Below are 16991 nucleotides of genomic sequence, written 5' to 3' on the forward strand. Positions count from 1 at the left end.
ATGTCCTCGATCACCAGTCCACTCAAGCCAGAAGACAAGAAGGTCGTCGGCCAGGCGCTCCAGGGGGCGCTCGTCGACCTGCTCGATCTGTCGCTCCTGACCAAGCAGGCCCACTGGAACGTGATCGGCCATAACTTCCGCACACTGCACCTGCAGCTCGACAAGATCGTCTCGTCTGCCAGGAAGCACGCGGACACCGTCGCCGAGCGCGCGGTCGCCATGGGGTGCAACCCCGACGGCCGGTCCACCACGGTCGCGAACCACACCGAGGTGCCGCAGCTGGAGGCGGGCTACATCAACGACGGCAAGGTCGTCGCCGCCATGACGGACATTCTCGGGTCCATCATCCGCCGGATGCGCGAGCGGATCGCCGCCACCGAGAAGCCCGACCTGGTGACCCAGGACCTCCTGATCGAGATCACTCAGGACCTGGAGAAGCACCACTGGATGATCGAGGCCCAGCGCTAGATCGTCTCGCCAAGGCGCTCCGGCCCGTGGGCCGGGGCGCCTTTTTTGGCCGAGAGACTCCCGGGAGTGTGACGGTTCTACCGGAGGCGGGGCCGTTTGCCGGCACCTGTTTCGCGGGGGACGAGAGTGGCGAAGGCGCCTGAAGAACGTGAAAACCCATGGTTTCCCTGTCCCGGCAGGGAAACCACGGGCGAGGTGATGCCGATCAGATGCAGTTCACCAGATATGCGGCCTTCTTGACCGGCTTGTTATGGTTCAGTACATCGATGGCGACCGTTCCGCTGGTCTTCGAATCCCGGTACCAGTGAGCGGACTGGAGGCTGAGGACTCCGCTGGATCCGACCGTGAACGTGGTGGTGTCACCCGGCTTCCCGTCGATGACCCACCGGTAGCTGACCTCCGTGCCCGGAGCCGCATAGAGGTTTGCCCACGCGGTCGGGTACGGCGCGGCGTCGCAGTCGCCGTAGTAGGCCACCGAGGTCAACTCGCCGATGCGGACCGTGCCCGGCGTCGGGTTCTTCGGCACACAGGTCCAGGAGTAGGTCTGCTGGGTGAACGGCTTGTTGTGGTTGAGCACCTCAAGCCGTACGGTGCCGCTTCCGCTGCTCAGTGTGGACTTGTTCCAGAAATAGCCGATCGTCTGGGTGACGCCGGGTTTGAGCACCTCGCTCAGGACCGGCCCCGGCTCGCCGTCGGCCACCAGACGGTACCTGACCTCGGTCTCCCGGTCCGTCGTGAACAGTGCCTCCGCGCTCAGGGTGAAGACGTCGCAGTCGCCCTCGTAGAGCGGCACGGTCATGTAGCGGAAGGTCAGATTGGCGTCGTTGGGCCCTTCGTCGCAGGTGAAGGTGTACGAGCGCTCGTCAGGCTGGGAGGGGCCGCCCTCGACCATGAGGCCGACCTTGTGCGGGCCGTTCCCGGCGGTACCGAGGGTCCAGGAGGCGGAGACGTCCTGGGAACGGGCCTGGGTGGAGGCGGGGAAGTCCAGCACCTGCTGCTGCCAGGCGGCGCCGTCCACGAGCCACCAGTACGTGACCTGCTGTGCGGCTCCGGCGGGGAGCGTGACCTGCCCGGCGGCCCGGTACGCGACCGGCTCCACGCAGGTGCCCTTGTAGTCGCCCGGGGTGAGCTCCACGATCTGCCGTCCCGGCGTCAGCGGAGGCTGCGTGGGCGTGGACGTCGGGGTGGACGTGGGCGTCGACGTCGGGGTGGGCGCCGGGCCGGCCTTGCAGGTCACCGTGTAGTCGGCGCGGCCGGAGTCGTGTCCGCCGGGGGTGAGGATGCGGACGGCCTTCCAGCCGCCGGTGGAACTGCCCACGCTCATCGGCAGCGTGACCTGGCGGATGCGCGACCCGCCGGCGGCGAAGTACAGCGACTCCGGCCGTCCTTCGCCGGTGATGCTGTCGATCCACTGGTAATCGACGGTGGCCGGGGTGCGCGAGACCTGGATGGTCGCGGTGAACAGCACCGTCGCCGGGCAGACGCCGGTGTAGTCGGCCGGGCTGACGTCCACGTCCGCCGCCGACTTCAGGGCCCGGCCGGGCTGGGCGGGCAGCGGGTGGGAGACGTCCCACACCTGCGCGGGACCGGCACAGGCGACGCTGAACCGCGCCTTGCCCGACAGTCCCTTCTTGCCCAGGATCTCGACGGCCTGCCAGCCGGTGGTGTCGCGGTCGAAGGTCTGCCGGTCTCGCACGACCACCTTGCGCGAGCCGTTGACGCGGAAGCTCTTGACGACGCTCTTGCTGCCGTCACCACGCACCCACCTGTAACGGACGGAGCCCTTGCCCTTGGCCGTCACCACCGCGGAGAATCCCACCGTGGTCGGACAGGCGCCCGACTGCTTGGCGGGGCTCGCCTTCACCTGGGCCACGGCGGTCTTGAGCGCCGGGGCGGACGACGGGGCGGACGATGGGGCGGCGTACGAGGGGGTGGCGGCCAGCAGCCCGCCGAGCACCACCGTGCTCAGCAGCAACGCTGTCCTCTTCATCAGGTTCCCTTTCTTCTTTGCGAAAGATTTCCATGATCAATGTCTCTACTTGGGAATCAGTTGGGTTTTAGTTGTAGTCCGGCCACGGCATCGGCCGGCCTGACCGCCGAACTCGCCGATGACGGCACCGAGTCGACCGGTGCGCCCGCTGGGTGAGACGCGGAAACGTTCACGGCCGGCTGGTCCCTGGTGGTCGAGCCGGCCGCCGCTCTCATCTGTCACCGTCGCCTCGCCAAAGGAGAGACGGACGTCAGGATCAGGCCTGGCCGCTGAGCCGGGCGTAGGCGGCGGGCGGCATGCCGACCGCGGCGGTGAAGTCGCGGGTCAGGTGGGCCTGGTCGGCGTAGCCGAGCTCGGCGGCCAGCGTGGCGAGGTCGAGGCCCTGGTAGACCCGCTCCGCGGCCTCGTGCAGCCGGAAGCGGCGGATCACCCACTTGGGGCCGATGCCGACATAGTCCCGGAACAGCCGCTGCAGCGAGCGCACCGACCGCCCCGATCTGGCGGCCAGCTCGTCGACCCTGGTCACGGACACGTCGTTCGCCACCATCGTCACCAGCGCCGCGACCTCTTCCGTCAGCGGATCCTGATTCGGCCTCAGACTCAGCAGGAACGTCTCGGTGAGCGCGATGGCGGCCCGGGTGTCGGGCTCGGCCAGGACCTGCTCGCCCAGGGTCACGCCCGCTGCGCCGTACATCTCGCCGATCTCCACGAAGCGGCCGGTCAGCTGGGACACCGGGCCGCCGAGGAACGGCCGGAAGCCGCCGGGGCGGAAGCGCGTGCCGAGCACGCGGCCGCTGCCCCGCATCGTGTAGGAGAACCCGCCCTTGATCACTCCCGCGATCCGATGGAAGTCCGCGGTGATCGTCATGTTCACGGTGGGGTGCGAGACGATGCGCTGTTCGTACGGCTCGGCGAGGTCGGTCCAGGTGACGACCCAGAAGTAATCCACATACGCCGAGATTTCGGGCGATGGCGCCTGGCGGGCGAAATCGAAGGTGCTGAGCCCTGTGTACGGGTCGACCCAGCCGCGCTGTCGCGTTTCTACAAGCCGCGCCTCAGGTAGACGGGGCATGATGGCTGCCATGGACGACATGATGCCGCTGATGACGCACGCCACCGAACGGACCGCGGGATTGGTGCGCGCGGTACGGCAGGAGCAGCTCGGGTCCTCGACGCCATGCGCGAAGTTCGACGTCAAGGACCTGATCAACCACCTCGAGTGGGTGGCGGAGATGTTCGAGTCGCTGGGGCGCAAGGGGCCGAACGTCGAGCAGGGACCTTACGCGGGCGACTTCCCCGAGCGGGCGGAGCACATGCTGGCCGCCTGGTCGCGGCCCGAGGCATGGGAGGGGACCAGTCCCGGCATGGGCCTGCCGATGACCACGCTGGCCCACATGTACCTCGTCGACATGGTCGTGCACGGCTGGGACCTGGCCAGGGCCACCGGTCAGGAGTACGAGCCGGACCCCGAGGCCGTCTCTCGGGCGCTGCACTTCGCCGACCAGATGGCGGAGACGGGCAGGCAGCGCGGTGCCTTCGGGCCGCCGGTGGCGGTGCCGGACGACGCCCCGCGATTCGACCGCCTGCTCGGCGTCATCGGCCGGGACCCAGCCTGGACGCCGTGATCCGCTCCAGCCCTTTAAGACGGCTCCCGGCACGGTGTCTCGTGCCGGGAGCCGATGCCTGTGCACACTTCCGTGAGATCTACGGGGTGGATTCCCGCACGCCGCCGTCGCCGAACCAGACCAGGTCGGAGTGGAGTCGCCGGGCGGCGCTGCGGGCGCTCGTCCACAGGCCGAACCCGCGGCCGTTCGCGCCGACGGTCGTCACCGTGCCGCCCGGCAGCGCCATCCCGTAGGCCACCACCACCGCGTCGACCTCTTCGCCCTCCTCTCCGAACTCCTGGATCAGCGCGAACAGGCGCGGCGACCCGCCGGTCAGGGCGTACGTTGCTTCGCGGACCTGTGCCGGATCCGCGTTGCCGGTGAGGCGTTCGCCGAAGTCCGGATCATGGCAGGCGGATGGTCGACCGAGGTCAGAGCGATGTTCCATGACAGGTGCTCTCTTCCTGCTGATGCCGCTGAAGGTGGTTTGACGGGGCGATTTCGGCCGGTTTTGTGTCGGTTCGCTGGGGAGCCTCTCTGCGTCAGAGGTGAGCTGGCTCCTGCTGTTCTCCGGCCCGCTTCAGCTCTATAGTGTTCTAGAGCACCAATGAAGTCAACGACTGATTTAGAGTGCACTAGAACAGGAGGCTCCCGATGGCTGACAACCCGCAGGCAATGGCTCCGTACAAGCGGATCGCCGCTCAGATCAGGGCCAGGATCGAGAGCGGGGAGATCCGGCCGGGCGATCGCATCCCGTCGGTGCGGGAGATCATGCGCGACGAGGGAGTGTCCACCGCGACCGCCACCCGGGTCGCGGCCGTGCTGAGGGCGGAGGGCTACGCGGAGTCGGTGCCGGGAGTCGGAACCCTGGCCTGCCTGCCGAAGAAGGTCACGGCAGGTTCCGATCGCCTGCGAATGCTGAGGGCGACCGGGAACGGATATCGCTCAGGTGAGCGGGCCGAGATCCTGAGCGCCGGAATCGTCCCGGCATCCGAGGAGATCGCGGATGCGCTGGGAGTCGAGCCAGGGACCTCCGTCGTTCGGCGGCGCCGTGCGTATCACGACGACAGGGGTGCCGTCGTGGTGTCCACCTCGTGGCTTCCCGGTGAGCTGGGCGAGGCGGCGTCCGAACTGCTGGTCGCGGAGCCGCTCCCTCAGATGACCTTCGGGCTGGTCGAGGACCGAACCGGCCGAAGGGCCGTCCGGCGCCGTGACGTCGTCGCCATCAAGCCGGTTCCCGAGGACATCGCCTCGGTGTTCGGCGTGCAGAACGGTCTGCCGGTGCTCACCATGACCAACCTCTACTGGGACCAGTACGGTGACGTGACCGAGTACGCCGTGGATTTCCTCGCTCCTGAGCGCGAGCTCTCGGCTGACCATGACCTGGAATAGTCCCGCACTTCATCGCTGACGCAGGTGGTCCGAGAGGCACGTGCCGAGTCGCGGGTGAGCCGGTCGGTGGCTGCGAACCCCTGCTCGGTGCGGGCACAGGTGGGGCGGCCGCCGTGCCGCTGCTGTCTGTCGCGCACCGACAGAGTGAATACGAGCCGGGTATGGCAAACGGCAGAGCCGGTGGTCACCACCAGTAGGTGGGGTAGCGCGGTGTCACTCCGCTGCGTCCGATGAGCATGCCGACGAGCACCAGGACGACGGTCGCGGCGACGAGTATCGGCAGGAACGGCACCAGGGGCTGCTGCTGGGCGACCACGACCGTCGCGGTGGCGGCGGCGGGCGAGTGCGGCGTACGAGTCAGGGCCGTGACCCCGAGGGCCAGACCGCCGGCGACGGCGGCGGCCCAGACGGAAGAGCCGGCGACGGCCAGTACGGCGAATCCGGTGAGCGCCGCCAGCAACTGACCGCCGATCACGCTGCGCGGTTGCGCCAGCGGCAGGGTCGGCGCGCCGAAGACCAGGGCGGCGCTGGCGACGAGCGGGGGCATCAGCCAGACCTGGTCCAGCACGGTGCCGAACGCGACCAGGGTGACCAGGGCGATCGTGGCGCCCGCGGTGAAGACGGCGATGGCCGCCGTCTTCGGCCGGGCGGGTGCGCGGCTCCTGAGGCCCCGCCAGGCGTCCGTCGCGGTGGTCTCGTCGGACATCCCGGCTTTCCCGCTCGTCGGCGAGACGAAGGCCGTCTTCTCGTCGTCCTTGCCGAAGGCAACCGGGTACGCCACATAGGCGGTCCGCCCGGGCCGCGACGGCTCCACCCGGGTCTCCGGATCCGGTGTGGCCTTCAGGTGCGTCCTGCCTCCCGGCGAGATCTCCTTCGTGTCCCCGATGGCCTGCGGAGCGAGCCGCGCGGTCGCCAGGACCTCTTCCGGTCCGGACGCCTGCGGCAGGAACGGCGTCGTCCACCTGCGCATCCGGCCGGCCGGGAAGAAGTTGCGAACCCCCATGGAAAATCTCCTGCGATCTCGGTGCCGATGCCAAAAGTCGCAGAAGGTACTTGTGCCTTACTTGGAGGTCAGCGCAAGCGCCTGCCCACCGGGCAAACGTTGGCTGATACGGCACTACGGCGGTTTGTCAGGGCGGGGTGTAGAGGTTTGCGGGGGCGTCCTGCGGCGAGGGCTGTGACCAGGGCGTGGAGTTCAGCGGACAGGGGGCCTGCCCGACCGGTCGCGCCGCCGGCGTCGCAGCAGTGCGCAGGGGGGCGGCCGACCGCAGATCGCGCGAACGCCGCCGGGGCTTCAACCCCTACTGCGGATTCAAGAGACAGGCTCTGGCAGAGACAGCCGGTAGTAGACCTCCTCTACCGGCGGAAGGGGAGCCGACAGGAGCTGGACATGGCCGGACGGGACGAAGCCGAAACGCTCATAGAAGCGCCGGGCCTGGGTATTGTCGGCCGCCACCCACAGGCCGATCTCCCTGTGTCCGTCAGCGCGGAGCTGATTCGCGGCGGCCGTCATGAGCGCGTGGCCGAGACCGTTGGACTGCGCCTCGGGCAGCACATAGATGGCGAAGACCTCGCCGCCGCCGATGCGCTCGTCACGGCAACGGCCGAGGTTGACGAAGCCAACGATCCTGCCGCCGATCTCGCCCACCAGAAGCGGTGTGCGTCCCTCGGCCAAGGCATTGGCGAGCGCCTCCTCCATGCGTGCTACCGCGTTCGGCTCGACCTTGAGCGCGTCGAGGTAGTCGTCGGGCATGATCCCGCGATAGGCGGCCTTCCACGTGGTCACACGCACGTACTCGCGGGCTTCGATGTCCTCGGGCACGCCTGGGCGGATTTTGTGCGTCACGCGCACATGATGTCTGCTTGCCCGGCCACGATCATCCGAATATCGCGAGCCTCTCAGGAGCAGTCGCTGTCCTGTAGCCGATCTGGATGGGTTTCGGGCCGCAGCTTATAGCCATTGGCCAGGAGGAAGGCGCGCCGGTACGAGAGCGCGCCGGGTTTCGTGCCGCAGTGCAGCCCGGTGAGCTGGAACGGCCTTCCCCGGTCCTTGATCAGGATGCGTTTCTTCTCGTTGGCGATGAGGTAGTCCACCTGGAGATAGAAGGTGGAGTGGTGACGTTTCTCGTTCAGCCGGACGATCAGCGTTTTCTGTTTGCCGTCGGGGAGCGAGATCACCTGCTTCTCGAAGTACGGCTCGCCCTCGGTTCCGTCACCGAACGGGTTCCCGGCCACCACTTCCCGGGCCACCGGGATGGGTTCGTGGAGGTTGATCACCATGCGGGCTATCGGCGTGCCCCCCTGCGACGGCACGCTGAACAAGGTGCCGCCCAGCCCGGCCGACCTTTTGAGGATCACCGGCCGGATGTCGACGATCCGGATCTCTCTTTTCCGCCGCCCCTCGAAATTGATCCGCAGGGTGAGCTTGCCGAGATTGACGCCCCCCATCGCCCGCAGCCGATCGTTCAGTTCGGAGGACACCGCACCGTTCTGCCGATTCATGATTTTCAGCAGCGAGGCGTCCGGTAGCACGACGTCGGCGAAGGCCATGGATCTGCCCTCGTCCTCTCCGTAGATCGTCTCCACGTGATAGTCGAGGTCGTCGTCCCCTCTGATCTCTGCACGGACCTCGTCCTTCAGGGCGGCGTCATCGACCAGTTCGGGCCACAACCACCCCAGGCCGGCCAGCGCCACACCACCGACGACCGTGGCGACCACACCGCCGATCCAGACCGCCGGCTTGGTGTACCACTTCTCCTTTGTGTCCTCTTTGGGGGGATTCTCCTTTGCTGGGGCCGCCGGGTCTTTCGCGCGATTCCGGGCTGCCTTCTTCTTTCTCGCCATCACCCACCGCCCCTCGCCGGACGCGGCAGAGCGGCCCGGATCGGCTACGCCCGCAACGCTAGGTAGGTCGGCCGCCGCCCATCGCCAACATCATCAGACCGTTATAAGTCCTGACGAACATCATGAATTCTCATCGGATATTCGGCGCTCAAAGGAGATAGCGGGCCAGATCGGCGATGGGGTGGGGGCGGGAGAGCAGGTCGCGGAGGGACTCCAGGTGGGGGGAGTCGTGGCTGGTGAGGCCGGTCTCGTGGACGATCCGCTCCCAGGCCGGATCGTCGCTCGCGGCGGCCTCCAGACGGCGCAGGATGCTCACCCCGTCGATCTCCCTGGCCAGCAGGGTCAGCAGGTGCGGCCACTGGACGGCCAGCGCGGCGAGCTTGGCGACCTCGCCGTCCGAGGCGGGGGCCGCCCCGGCGAGGGCGCGGCGGTAGGTCAGGAACGAGTAGAAGCGGAAGACGTTCACGTACCGCTTGATCTCGCGTGGGTTGAAGAAGGTCAGCGCGGGGAGCACGAACTCGATCGCCAGATAGGCGTTCTCGTCGCTGTAGAGGTCGTCGAAGACCCGGTCGGCGGCCTCGCGGGTCGCCGCGCACAGGCCGCCGACGGCGTCCGAGCACTCGATGCCCAGGGCGTCCTGGGCCAGCCGCGCCGCCTCGTCGAGCGTCGTCGTGGTCGGGCGCAGTGCCCAGATGGCGTCCTGTAACCGGCTCACCTGGACCGGGTCCGGCGGCTCGGCCGCCCACGGGCCCGGTGCGAGCGAGCCGTCCTGCGGTGTGTGCGATCCCGTTACGTCCGTCAGCGGGGACGGTCCCAGCGCCTCCACCGGCGCCCACAGTTCCAGTCTCCGCGCGCCCGCCGGTGGTACGGATGTACGCCGCCCCTGCACGGCCGCTCCCGACCGCGTGGCGGTGCCGGACGAGCCCGGCGTGGCCGCGTCGTGCGGGAAGGGCCGTGCGGGAGGCAGGGGACCGCGCGAACGCGGTCCGGCCGGATCCGGGGGCGGGTCGAGCCGTTCCAGGGCGGCTGGGGGACCCGCCGGACGCGGTCCGGCCGGATTCGGTGTTCCTATGGCGCCCGGGTCACCCGGTCGTACGGTCTCCAGGCCGGGGAGAACGTCCGCGGGCCGGACGGTGTCGGCGACGCCGAGCAGTGCCCGTACGAAGGCGGGCAGCCGGTCGGCGTCGTCCAGCAGCGGCACGCTCAGCGGTAGCTGCACGATCTTCTCCAGGAACCGCCAGCCCAGGCCGGACCGCCCGCCGGTGGGCAGCGTCCCGGCCAGTTCCGGGTAGGCGGCCTCGACGTGCGCGACGACCACCTCCGGCTCCATGGCCAGCACGAACACGCAGTTGGGGAACTCGCCGGCGAGGAACAGGTTGATCGCCTCGATGACCTGCGCCACCGTTCCGGACGAGCAGCGGTCCAGGTCGTCCACGAACACCACCAGCGGGCGCTCCTCGGTGGCGACCAGGTCGAGGACCTGCCGCATGTCGGTCTGCACCAGGTGCAGGAAGCCGGTCTTGGACCGGTATCCGGGGGTGGTCGCGCCCTCGCCGCCCGCCCCGTCGGCCGCACCCGGGCCGAGCAGGTCGGGCTGCGTGACCAGGCCGCGGAACGCGTTGTCCGCCGACTCCCCGAAGAACCGGGCCAGCCGCAGCGCGCCCGCCCCCACCACGGCCGCCGCGCCCGCCGAGCCGACGGCCGCCGCGGCGTTCCCCAGCAGGGAGCCGAAGGCGGGCAGCAGCGCGGCGGCGGCCAGCAGCGCCCCGGTGAGGACGAGGGTGGCGACCAGGCCGAGGGCCACCGGCGCCAGGCGGGTCAGCGCCAGGTGGTAGGCGCGGCTGCGGACCGCCTCCCGGTCGATCCTGGACAGATTCAGCTCCAGCCAGAACCGCTCCCGCTCGGCGCGGGGCAGCCGCCGGGTGACCTGACTGATGATCTCGTGTGCCAGTCCGGCCCAGACCTGCTCACCGTTCTGGTACATCCACGGGTTGAACCAGACCGTGGGCCGCCAGTCCGCCCGCCGCAGGGGGAGCGGGTCCGGCTCCGCCCACCCGGCGCTCCCCCTGGGGCGCCGGCCGGTCCTGGCCAGCACCTCGGCGTTGGTCAGCGCCCGCTCCGCGCGGGAGCCGGGCAGGTGGATCGGGGCGGGATCGTCCCCGGCGGCCCCGGGGTCCAGCAGGTCCTGAATCATCCGCATCAGGGAGGTCTTGCCGGTGCCCCACGGCCCCTTGACGCCGATCGTCAGCGGGGGCCGGGTCTCGGGGTGGCGGACGAACGCGGCGATGGCCTCGGCGTAGACCCGGTGCCCGAGCTGGTCCTCGGTGGTCCACCGGTCGGCGGTGAGCCTGGCCCGGGGCCGTACCGTACGGAGCCCGGCCCGGCGGCGGCGGAGCAGCGCCGAGGTCTGCGCCCGCTCGGCCGCCGAGAGCCGCGAGTGGCCGAATCTCCGCACGTCCGGATGGACGAACGTGGTCGTCTCGCCCAGCAGGCCCCACTGCCTGAGCTCGGCGGCGTCGCCGAGGATCTCGTCGATCGGCTCGCCCTCGTCGAGCAGGGCGGCCCTGCGCAGCAGTTCCCTGGCCGGCTCGCTCAGGTGGAGTTCGTAGACCCGCCGGACGATCTCGATCCCGCAGCTGGGCGGGGCGTGATCGCCGAGCCGAGCCAGGGCGCGGGTGAAGGCGGCGTGCGGGGTGGCGGCGTCCCTCGCCGGGGTCAGGGCGACACCGGCGACGGCTCCGTAGGCGATCAGGATGGGGGTGCGGGCGGCCGAGACCGCCGTGTAGCGGGCGAGCGCGTAGGCGTGCAGGTCCCCGACGCTGATCGTCCCGTCCCCGTCGAGGTCGGCGGCCCGCGTCATCAGGCCCTCCGCGATGACGTCGGTCAGCGTGCGCACCGGGCCGGGCACCGTCTCGTCGAGCCTCAGCGTGAGGGTCAGCGCCGCCGCCGCCACCCTCGGCTCCCCGGCCACGGCGAGCTGCCTGACCGGTTCGGCGGAGCCGTCGAGGGCGCTCCAGCCGAAGTCCACGATCAGCAGCACGGCGGCCGCCAGCGACTCGCCGACCTGCCGCCCGAACGTGCCGATCATCGATCCCAGCTGTCCCGAGGTCCAGCCGCCGTCGGCGGGCAGCCGGATCAGCAGCAGGTCCCCCTCCCGCGCCGAGCGCAGCAGGTTCCACACCCGCTCGCCGTCCGCGTTCGCCCCGCCGCTGGTCTCGGCGTCGACGGTGAACCCCTCGGCGCGCAGCGCGCTCGCCAGTCGCGCGTCCGGCCGCCCGGTACCCGGCCCCGCGGCGTGCGGCCCGGTGGTGTGCGGCCCGGTGGTGGAGGTGCCGGGGGGCGGTGTCGTGGCCCGGTCGTGTGGCCGGGCCGGGTGCGGGACAGGGGCCTGGAGCGGATCGGGGGCCGAGGGCGGAGCGGGGGCCCGGGGCGGGAGCGTGTCCGGCGGGGAGTCGAGGAAGACGAGAGCTCGGCGGGTGCCCACCCGGGGCGTGGTCTCGAAGACTGGATTCGCGAACGCGAGTCCCTCGCTCAACGGTCCTCCCGATCCGACAACGGTGAAGATTCCACTGTGGACGCGTCCGGCGGGACAGATGGCGATCTTGGTGATAGGCCGACCTGGTTTGGCGGATGTTTGTCCTTCGGTTCGCGCAAAGTTTGCGCTCAAGGAGTCTCGGCGTTCATGTGAGTTCGATCGGCTTGCGGCGTACCGTGAGGGACGACGAGGAGGGGCCATGCTTCGCCGCACGTTTGTACGTACCGGAGGTCTGACCGCCGGTGCGGTTCTCGCGGGCTCGCTCTGGCAGGGGGTCGCGGGTGCCGTCGCCCCGAGCTTCGAGAGCCCCTACGGTCCGCTTGGCGAGCCCGACGCCAACGGGGTCGCGCTGCCCGAGGGGTTCACCAGCCGGATCGTCGCCCGTACCGGCCGCCGGGTCGGCGGGCTGCTCTGGCACCCGGCGCCGGACGGCGGTGCGTGCTTCCCCGACGGCGACGGCTGGATCTACGTGTCCAACTCGGAGATCCCGCTGCTCGGCGGGGCGTCGGCCATCAGGTTCGGGCCGGGCGGAGCCGTCGTCGGCGCCTACCGCATCCTGTCGGGCACCAACCTCAACTGCGCGGGTGGCCGCACCCCGTGGAACTCCTGGCTGTCGTGCGAGGAGATCTTCCGCGGCAGGGTCTTCGAGTGCGACCCCTACGGCTCGCGGGCCGCGATGCCGCGCCTCGCCATGGGCCGGTTCAAGCACGAGGCCGCGGCCTGCGACCCGGAGCGGCGGGTGGTCTACCTGACCGAGGACGAGCCCGACGGCTGCTTCTACCGGTTCCGGCCGGTCTACTGGGGTGACCTGACCTCGGGCACCCTGGAGGTGCTCTGCGCCTCCGACTCGGGCGCGGTGACCTGGCGGCGCGTGCCCGATCCCGGCGCGCTGCTGAAGGCCACCCGCGACCAGGTCGCCGGCGCCACCCGCTTCTCGGGCGGGGAGGGCTGCCACTACGCGGACGGTGTGTGCTTCTTCACCACCAAGGGTGACAACCGGGTGTGGGCCTACGACACGGAGCACGAGCACCTGGGTGTCGTCTACGACGCCGACGCCCCGCTGAACGGCGTCGACAACATCACCGGCACCCCGTCCGGGGACCTCTACGTCGCCGAGGACGGCGGTGACATGGAGATCAACCTGATCACTCCCGAGCGGGTCGTCACCCCCGTCCTGCGGATCGCGGGCCACTCCAAGTCGGAGATCACCGGACCCGCCTTCTCACCGGGCGGCGACCGCCTCTACTTCTCCTCACAGCGCGGCGCCCGCGGTGACGCCGCCGGTACCGACGGCGTCACCTACGAGGTCACCGGGCCCTTCCGCCGCTGACCGACGCGGCCTGTCTGACCACCTCGGTCAGCTCCTCACGCAACTCGGCGAAGAGCGGGTCGGTGCGAGGGTGCTCCCCGTACGGCACGGCCGAGGCGCGGTCGGAGACCACCCGGCCGGGCCTGCCGCTCAGCGCGAGCACCCGGGTGCCGAGGTAGACGGCCTCGTCCACGCTGTGGGTGATGAAGACCACGGTCGTGCCGGCCCGCCGCCACAGCTCGCGGACCTCCTCCTGCATGCGCTCCCTGGTGAAGGCGTCCAGGGCGGCGAACGGCTCGTCCATCAGCAGCAGCGCGGGGTCCGGGGCGAGCGCGCGGGCGATCGCCGCGCGCTGCTGCATGCCTCCCGACAGCTCGTACGGCCTGGCCCTGGCGACGTCGGCCAGGCCGGTCAGCTCCAGCAGTTCGGCCACCCGCTCGCGCCGCGCCGCCCTGGGCAGGCCGCGCAGCCCGAAGCCGACGTTTCCGGCGACTGACAGCCAGGGGAAGAGCCGGTGCTGCTGGAACACGAAGCCCCTGGTGGGGGCGGGCCCCGACACCGCCGCGCCGGAGGCGGTGATGGTTCCCGCCGAGGGTGCGGTGAAGCCCGCCACCAGCCGGAGCAGCGTGCTCTTGCCGCACCCCGACGGGCCCACGATCGTCACGAACTCCCCGGCGGTGATCTCCAGGTCGATCGGCCCCAGCGCGTCGACGATCCCGGCGCGTCCCCGGTAGGAGTGCGCCACCCCGGTGAGGGCGAGCGCGGTGTCCCGCGCCGCCCCCGGATCGGCCGCCGGGGCGGTCTTTCCGTCGTTGGCGGGAGCACTCTCGTGCGCGGTGCCGTTCGAGGTGGCCGGGTCCGCTCCGGGGGCGGTGGTGCCGGCGTCAGCTTCCGGCGAAGGCATCCGCGAGCTCCTGCGTGGCCAGGCCCTTCTGGAAGACCGCCGGATCGGGGACGGCGTCGATCTTCTGCTGGCCCTTGAGGAACTCGGCCGCGCTGTGCAGGTTCTCGGCGAGCTTGCCGGGAGCGTCCGGGGTGCCGAGATAGTCGGCGGAGCGCTGCTCGCTCGCGTCGAGGAGCACGAGCTGGCCGAGCTGGCGCGCGGCCTCGGCCGGGTCGAGGTTGAGCTGGCGGCCGATGGCCGCGGCGGCGGCGCCGGTGTCGCTCCTGGCCAGCTTGACCGCGCGGTCCTGCTGCTGGAGCCAGACGCTCAGCGCCTTCGGGTACTTCTTCGCGAAGTCGTCGCTCACCACCGCGAGGTCGGCGGTGAGCCTGCCCCGCTGGGCCAGCTCCCGGCTGGTGACCAGCGTCGTGCCGCCGTTCTTCTGCAGCTCGGCCAGGGTGGGCGTCCAGACGTAGGCGGCGTCGATGTCGCCGCGCTGCCAGGCGGCCTGGATGTCCGGCGGCTCCATGTCGAGGATCTTCACGTCGGACTCGGAGAGGCCGGCCTCGGTGAGCGCGGCGAGCAGGCTGTAGTGGGTGGTCGAGGCGAAGGGGGCGGCGACCCGCTTGCCCGCGAGGCCCTTGACGCCGGTCACCCCGCCCCGGGCGACGAGCGCCTCGTTGTCCCCGATCACGTCGAAGATCCACGGCACCCGGTACGGGATGTTGAGCGGCGCGGACAGGCCGCGGGTGACCGGGCTGCTGCCCGCCAGCCCGATGTCGAGCGAGCCGGCGATCATGGCGGTGTTCACGTCGCCGCCCGAGTCGAATTTGCTCCAGGTGATCTTGGTGTTCGGCAGTGCCTTCTCCAGCCACTGCTGGTCCTTGACGATCAGGTCGCCGTTGGGAATGAGCTGGTAGCCGATGCGCAGGGTCGCGGGGGAGCCGTCGGCGGCGGGCTTGGCCTCCTCCGTGCCGGACCCGCAGGCGGCCAGGACGAGGGCGGCGGCGGTCAGGGCGAGGGCTATGCGTTTCATGGGGGTCTTTCCTAGGTACGGCCGCGCCAGGGAACCAGGCGGCGGTCCAGCGTTTGCAGAAGGAAGTCGATGAGCAGACCTGACAGGCCGATGACGATGATGCCGAGCACGACCACGTCCGTCTGGTTGTAGCGCTGGGCGTCACGGACCATGCCGCCGATGCCGGGCACCCCGTTCACGGTCTCGGCGGCGACCACCGTGGTGTAGGCGACGCCCACGGCCACCCGCACCCCCGTGATGATCTCGGGCAGCGCGCTCGGCAGCACCACGCGGAGCGGCAGCTCGTGCCGGCGGGCGCCGAGCGAGCGGGCCGCGTTCAGATAGTCCTCGTGTACCCCGCGTACCGCGTCGGCGGTGGCCACCGCGACCGGCGGGAGCGCGGCCAGCAGCAGGAGCCAGATCTTGGGCTCCTCGTCGATGCCGAACCAGATCACCAGCAGGCTGAGGTAGGCCAGCGGCGGCAGGGTGCGGACGAACGTGACCAGGGGGCCGAGCAGCGCGCGCAGCGTGGGGACCATGCCGATCAGCAGCCCCAGCACGATGCCGCCGCTCACCCCGTACAGGCAGCCGAGTCCGATCCGGCGCAGGCTGGTGAGCAGGTGTTCCTGCAGGGTGTGGCCGCTCACGCCGTCGGCGGTGGTGCGCAGGAACTGGTCCCAGACCGCGACCGGCTCCGGTACGAAGACCGGTGGCCAGATCTCGGCCATGGCCACGGCCTGCCAGATCGCGACCAGTGCGACGATCGCTCCGGCCCGCAGCGCCAGGGCTCGCCAGAGGGTACGGCCGGCGCCCGGCTCGGTTCCGAGGACGCTCACGCGACGAGCGCGGGGGCCGCCAGCCGGGGAAGGACGAAGTCGCCCACCCGCCAGGCCTCCTCCAGGTGCGGCCAGCCGGACAGCACGAACTCCGACAGGCCCAGCCCGGCGTATTCGCGGAGGCGTTCGGCCACCTCCGCGTAGCTGCCGACCAGCGCGGTACCGGCGCCCTCGCGGACCAGGCCGACCCCGGCCCAGAGGTTGGGGGAGATCTCCAGGGATTCGGCGGAGCCGCCGTGCAGGTCGGCCATCCGGCGCTGTCCCACCGAGTCCATCCGGGCGAATCGCGCCTGGGCGGCGGCGATCCTGCCGGGGTCCATGCCCGAAAGCAGCCGCCTGGCGTATGCCCAGGCCTCGTCGGCGGTGTCGCGGGCGATGACGTGGAGCCGGATGCCGTACCGGAGCTCGCGACCCGCCTCGGCGGCGAGCCTCCGCATCCGGGCGACCCGCTCGGCGATCATCGCCGGGGGCTCGCCCCACATCAGGTGGACGTCCGCCCCGGTGGCGGCCACCCGCTCGGCGGCGGGGGAGGCTCCGCCGAAGTAGATGTCGGGGGTGTCGAGCAGCGGCGTGGCCAGTCCGCCGCCCGACACCCGGTAGTGGGTACCCCGGTGGTCGAACGGCTCGCCGGCCCAGGTGCGCCTGAGCACCTCGATGAACTCGCCGGTCCGTTCGTAGCGGGCGTCGTGGTCGAGGAAGTCGCCGTAGGCGCGCTGCTCCTGCGGGTCACCGCCGGTGACCACGTTGAGCAGCAGCCGCCCTCCGCTGATCTGCTGGAAGGTCTGCGCCTGCTGGGCGAGGAGCGTCGGCAGGGTGAAGCCGGGCCGGAAGGCCACCAGCAGCCTGAGCCGCTCGGTCCGCGCCGCGACCGCGCTGCACGCCACCAGCGGGTCGGGGCAGCCCGCTCCGACCGGGGTCAGCGCAGCCTCGAAACCCGCGGACTCCGCGGCCCGGGCCACCTGGGACAGGTAGCCGAGCGTCGCGGGCCGGTCCGCGGCGGCACCCGCCGCGACGGTGGTCGTGGCGGGCCTGACGTGGTGGCCGTCGCCGGTGGTCGGCAGGAACCAGTGCAAGCGCATCTTCGCCTCATACAGAGCTCATCCGGAACGGGCTGG

15 protein-coding genes are annotated in these 16991 nt (G+C 70.8%); 4 read left to right on the forward strand and 11 right to left on the reverse strand.

Annotated features, from left to right (window positions below; all coding sequences use genetic code 11):
* Nucleotides 1–468, forward strand: coding sequence for a Dps family protein (locus ABT061_RS30245; protein ID WP_350924330.1), 468 nt, complete (start codon nt 1–3; stop codon nt 466–468).
* Between the two features lie 205 nt (nt 469–673).
* On the opposite strand, the gene ABT061_RS30250 is transcribed toward ABT061_RS30245, so the two are convergent.
* Both ABT061_RS30250 and ABT061_RS30255 read right to left on the reverse strand, forming a co-directional pair.
* Entirely contained in the window at nt 674–2458 is a 1785-nt protein-coding gene (locus ABT061_RS30250) for a hypothetical protein (protein ID WP_350924332.1), read from the reverse strand.
* A gap of 256 nt (nt 2459–2714) precedes the next feature.
* On the reverse strand, nt 2715–3542 hold the full coding sequence (locus ABT061_RS30255) for a DUF6597 domain-containing transcriptional factor (RefSeq protein WP_350924334.1): 828 nt from the start codon (nt 3540–3542) through the stop codon (nt 2715–2717).
* Here ABT061_RS30255 and ABT061_RS30260 point away from each other — a divergent pair.
* Nucleotides 3541–4083: a TIGR03086 family metal-binding protein gene (locus tag ABT061_RS30260; RefSeq protein WP_350924336.1), complete on the forward strand. Its 543-nt coding sequence runs from the start codon at nt 3541–3543 to the stop codon at nt 4081–4083. The genes ABT061_RS30255 and ABT061_RS30260 overlap by 2 nt on opposite strands.
* A gap of 79 nt (nt 4084–4162) precedes the next feature.
* Here ABT061_RS30260 and ABT061_RS30265 read toward each other — a convergent pair whose 3' ends face one another.
* A complete protein-coding gene (locus ABT061_RS30265; protein WP_350924338.1) occupies nt 4163–4510 on the reverse strand; it encodes a hypothetical protein in 348 nt (115 codons plus the stop codon).
* A 206-nt stretch (nt 4511–4716) separates the two neighbouring features.
* On the opposite strand from ABT061_RS30265, the gene ABT061_RS30270 reads away from it, so the two are divergent.
* On the forward strand, nt 4717–5454 hold the full coding sequence (locus ABT061_RS30270; protein WP_350924340.1) for a GntR family transcriptional regulator: 738 nt from the start codon (nt 4717–4719) through the stop codon (nt 5452–5454).
* A 184-nt stretch (nt 5455–5638) separates the two neighbouring features.
* On the opposite strand, the gene ABT061_RS30275 is transcribed toward ABT061_RS30270, so the two are convergent.
* From ABT061_RS30275 to ABT061_RS30290, 4 genes are all read right to left on the reverse strand, one after another.
* The gene (locus tag ABT061_RS30275; protein WP_350924343.1) at nt 5639–6457 is read right to left on the reverse strand and encodes an HPP family protein; all 819 of its coding nucleotides are present in this window, start codon (nt 6455–6457) and stop codon (nt 5639–5641) included.
* Nucleotides 6458–6766: 309 nt separating this feature from the next.
* A complete protein-coding gene (locus ABT061_RS30280; protein ID WP_350924345.1) occupies nt 6767–7300 on the reverse strand; it encodes a GNAT family N-acetyltransferase in 534 nt (177 codons plus the stop codon).
* 53 nt (nt 7301–7353) lie between these two features.
* Nucleotides 7354–8172, reverse strand: coding sequence for a hypothetical protein (locus ABT061_RS30285; RefSeq protein ID WP_350924347.1), 819 nt, complete (start codon nt 8170–8172; stop codon nt 7354–7356).
* A 274-nt stretch (nt 8173–8446) separates the two neighbouring features.
* Nucleotides 8447–11833 (reverse strand): P-loop NTPase fold protein, encoded by a 3387-nt coding sequence (locus ABT061_RS30290; RefSeq protein WP_350924349.1) that lies wholly within the window; start codon nt 11831–11833, stop codon nt 8447–8449.
* Between the two features lie 199 nt (nt 11834–12032).
* On the opposite strand from ABT061_RS30290, the gene ABT061_RS30295 reads away from it, so the two are divergent.
* Nucleotides 12033–13163, forward strand: coding sequence for an alkaline phosphatase PhoX (locus ABT061_RS30295; protein ID WP_350924351.1), 1131 nt, complete (start codon nt 12033–12035; stop codon nt 13161–13163).
* Here ABT061_RS30295 and ABT061_RS30300 read toward each other — a convergent pair.
* Genes ABT061_RS30300 through ABT061_RS30315 form a run of 4 tightly spaced genes read right to left on the reverse strand, consistent with a single transcriptional unit; the run spans nt 13141 to nt 16955 of the window.
* Nucleotides 13141–14046: an ABC transporter ATP-binding protein gene (locus tag ABT061_RS30300; protein ID WP_350924353.1), complete on the reverse strand. Its 906-nt coding sequence runs from the start codon at nt 14044–14046 to the stop codon at nt 13141–13143. The two genes, ABT061_RS30295 and ABT061_RS30300, sit on opposite strands and share 23 nt — an antisense overlap.
* Nucleotides 14027–15061 (reverse strand): taurine ABC transporter substrate-binding protein, encoded by a 1035-nt coding sequence (locus ABT061_RS30305; protein WP_350924355.1) that lies wholly within the window; start codon nt 15059–15061, stop codon nt 14027–14029. Before ABT061_RS30305 ends, ABT061_RS30300 begins: the two co-directional genes overlap by 20 nt.
* A gap of 11 nt (nt 15062–15072) precedes the next feature.
* Nucleotides 15073–15876: an ABC transporter permease gene (locus ABT061_RS30310; RefSeq protein WP_350924357.1), complete on the reverse strand. Its 804-nt coding sequence runs from the start codon at nt 15874–15876 to the stop codon at nt 15073–15075.
* Nucleotides 15873–16955, reverse strand: a complete 1083-nt coding sequence (locus ABT061_RS30315) for an LLM class flavin-dependent oxidoreductase (RefSeq protein ID WP_350924359.1) — start codon at nt 16953–16955, stop codon at nt 15873–15875. Before ABT061_RS30315 ends, ABT061_RS30310 begins: the two co-directional genes overlap by 4 nt.
* Nucleotides 16956–16991 lie beyond the last annotated feature (36 nt).

The sequence above is a fragment of the Streptosporangium sp. NPDC002544 genome, assembly GCF_040295965.1.
Lineage (GTDB): Bacteria > Actinomycetota > Actinomycetes > Streptosporangiales > Streptosporangiaceae > Streptosporangium.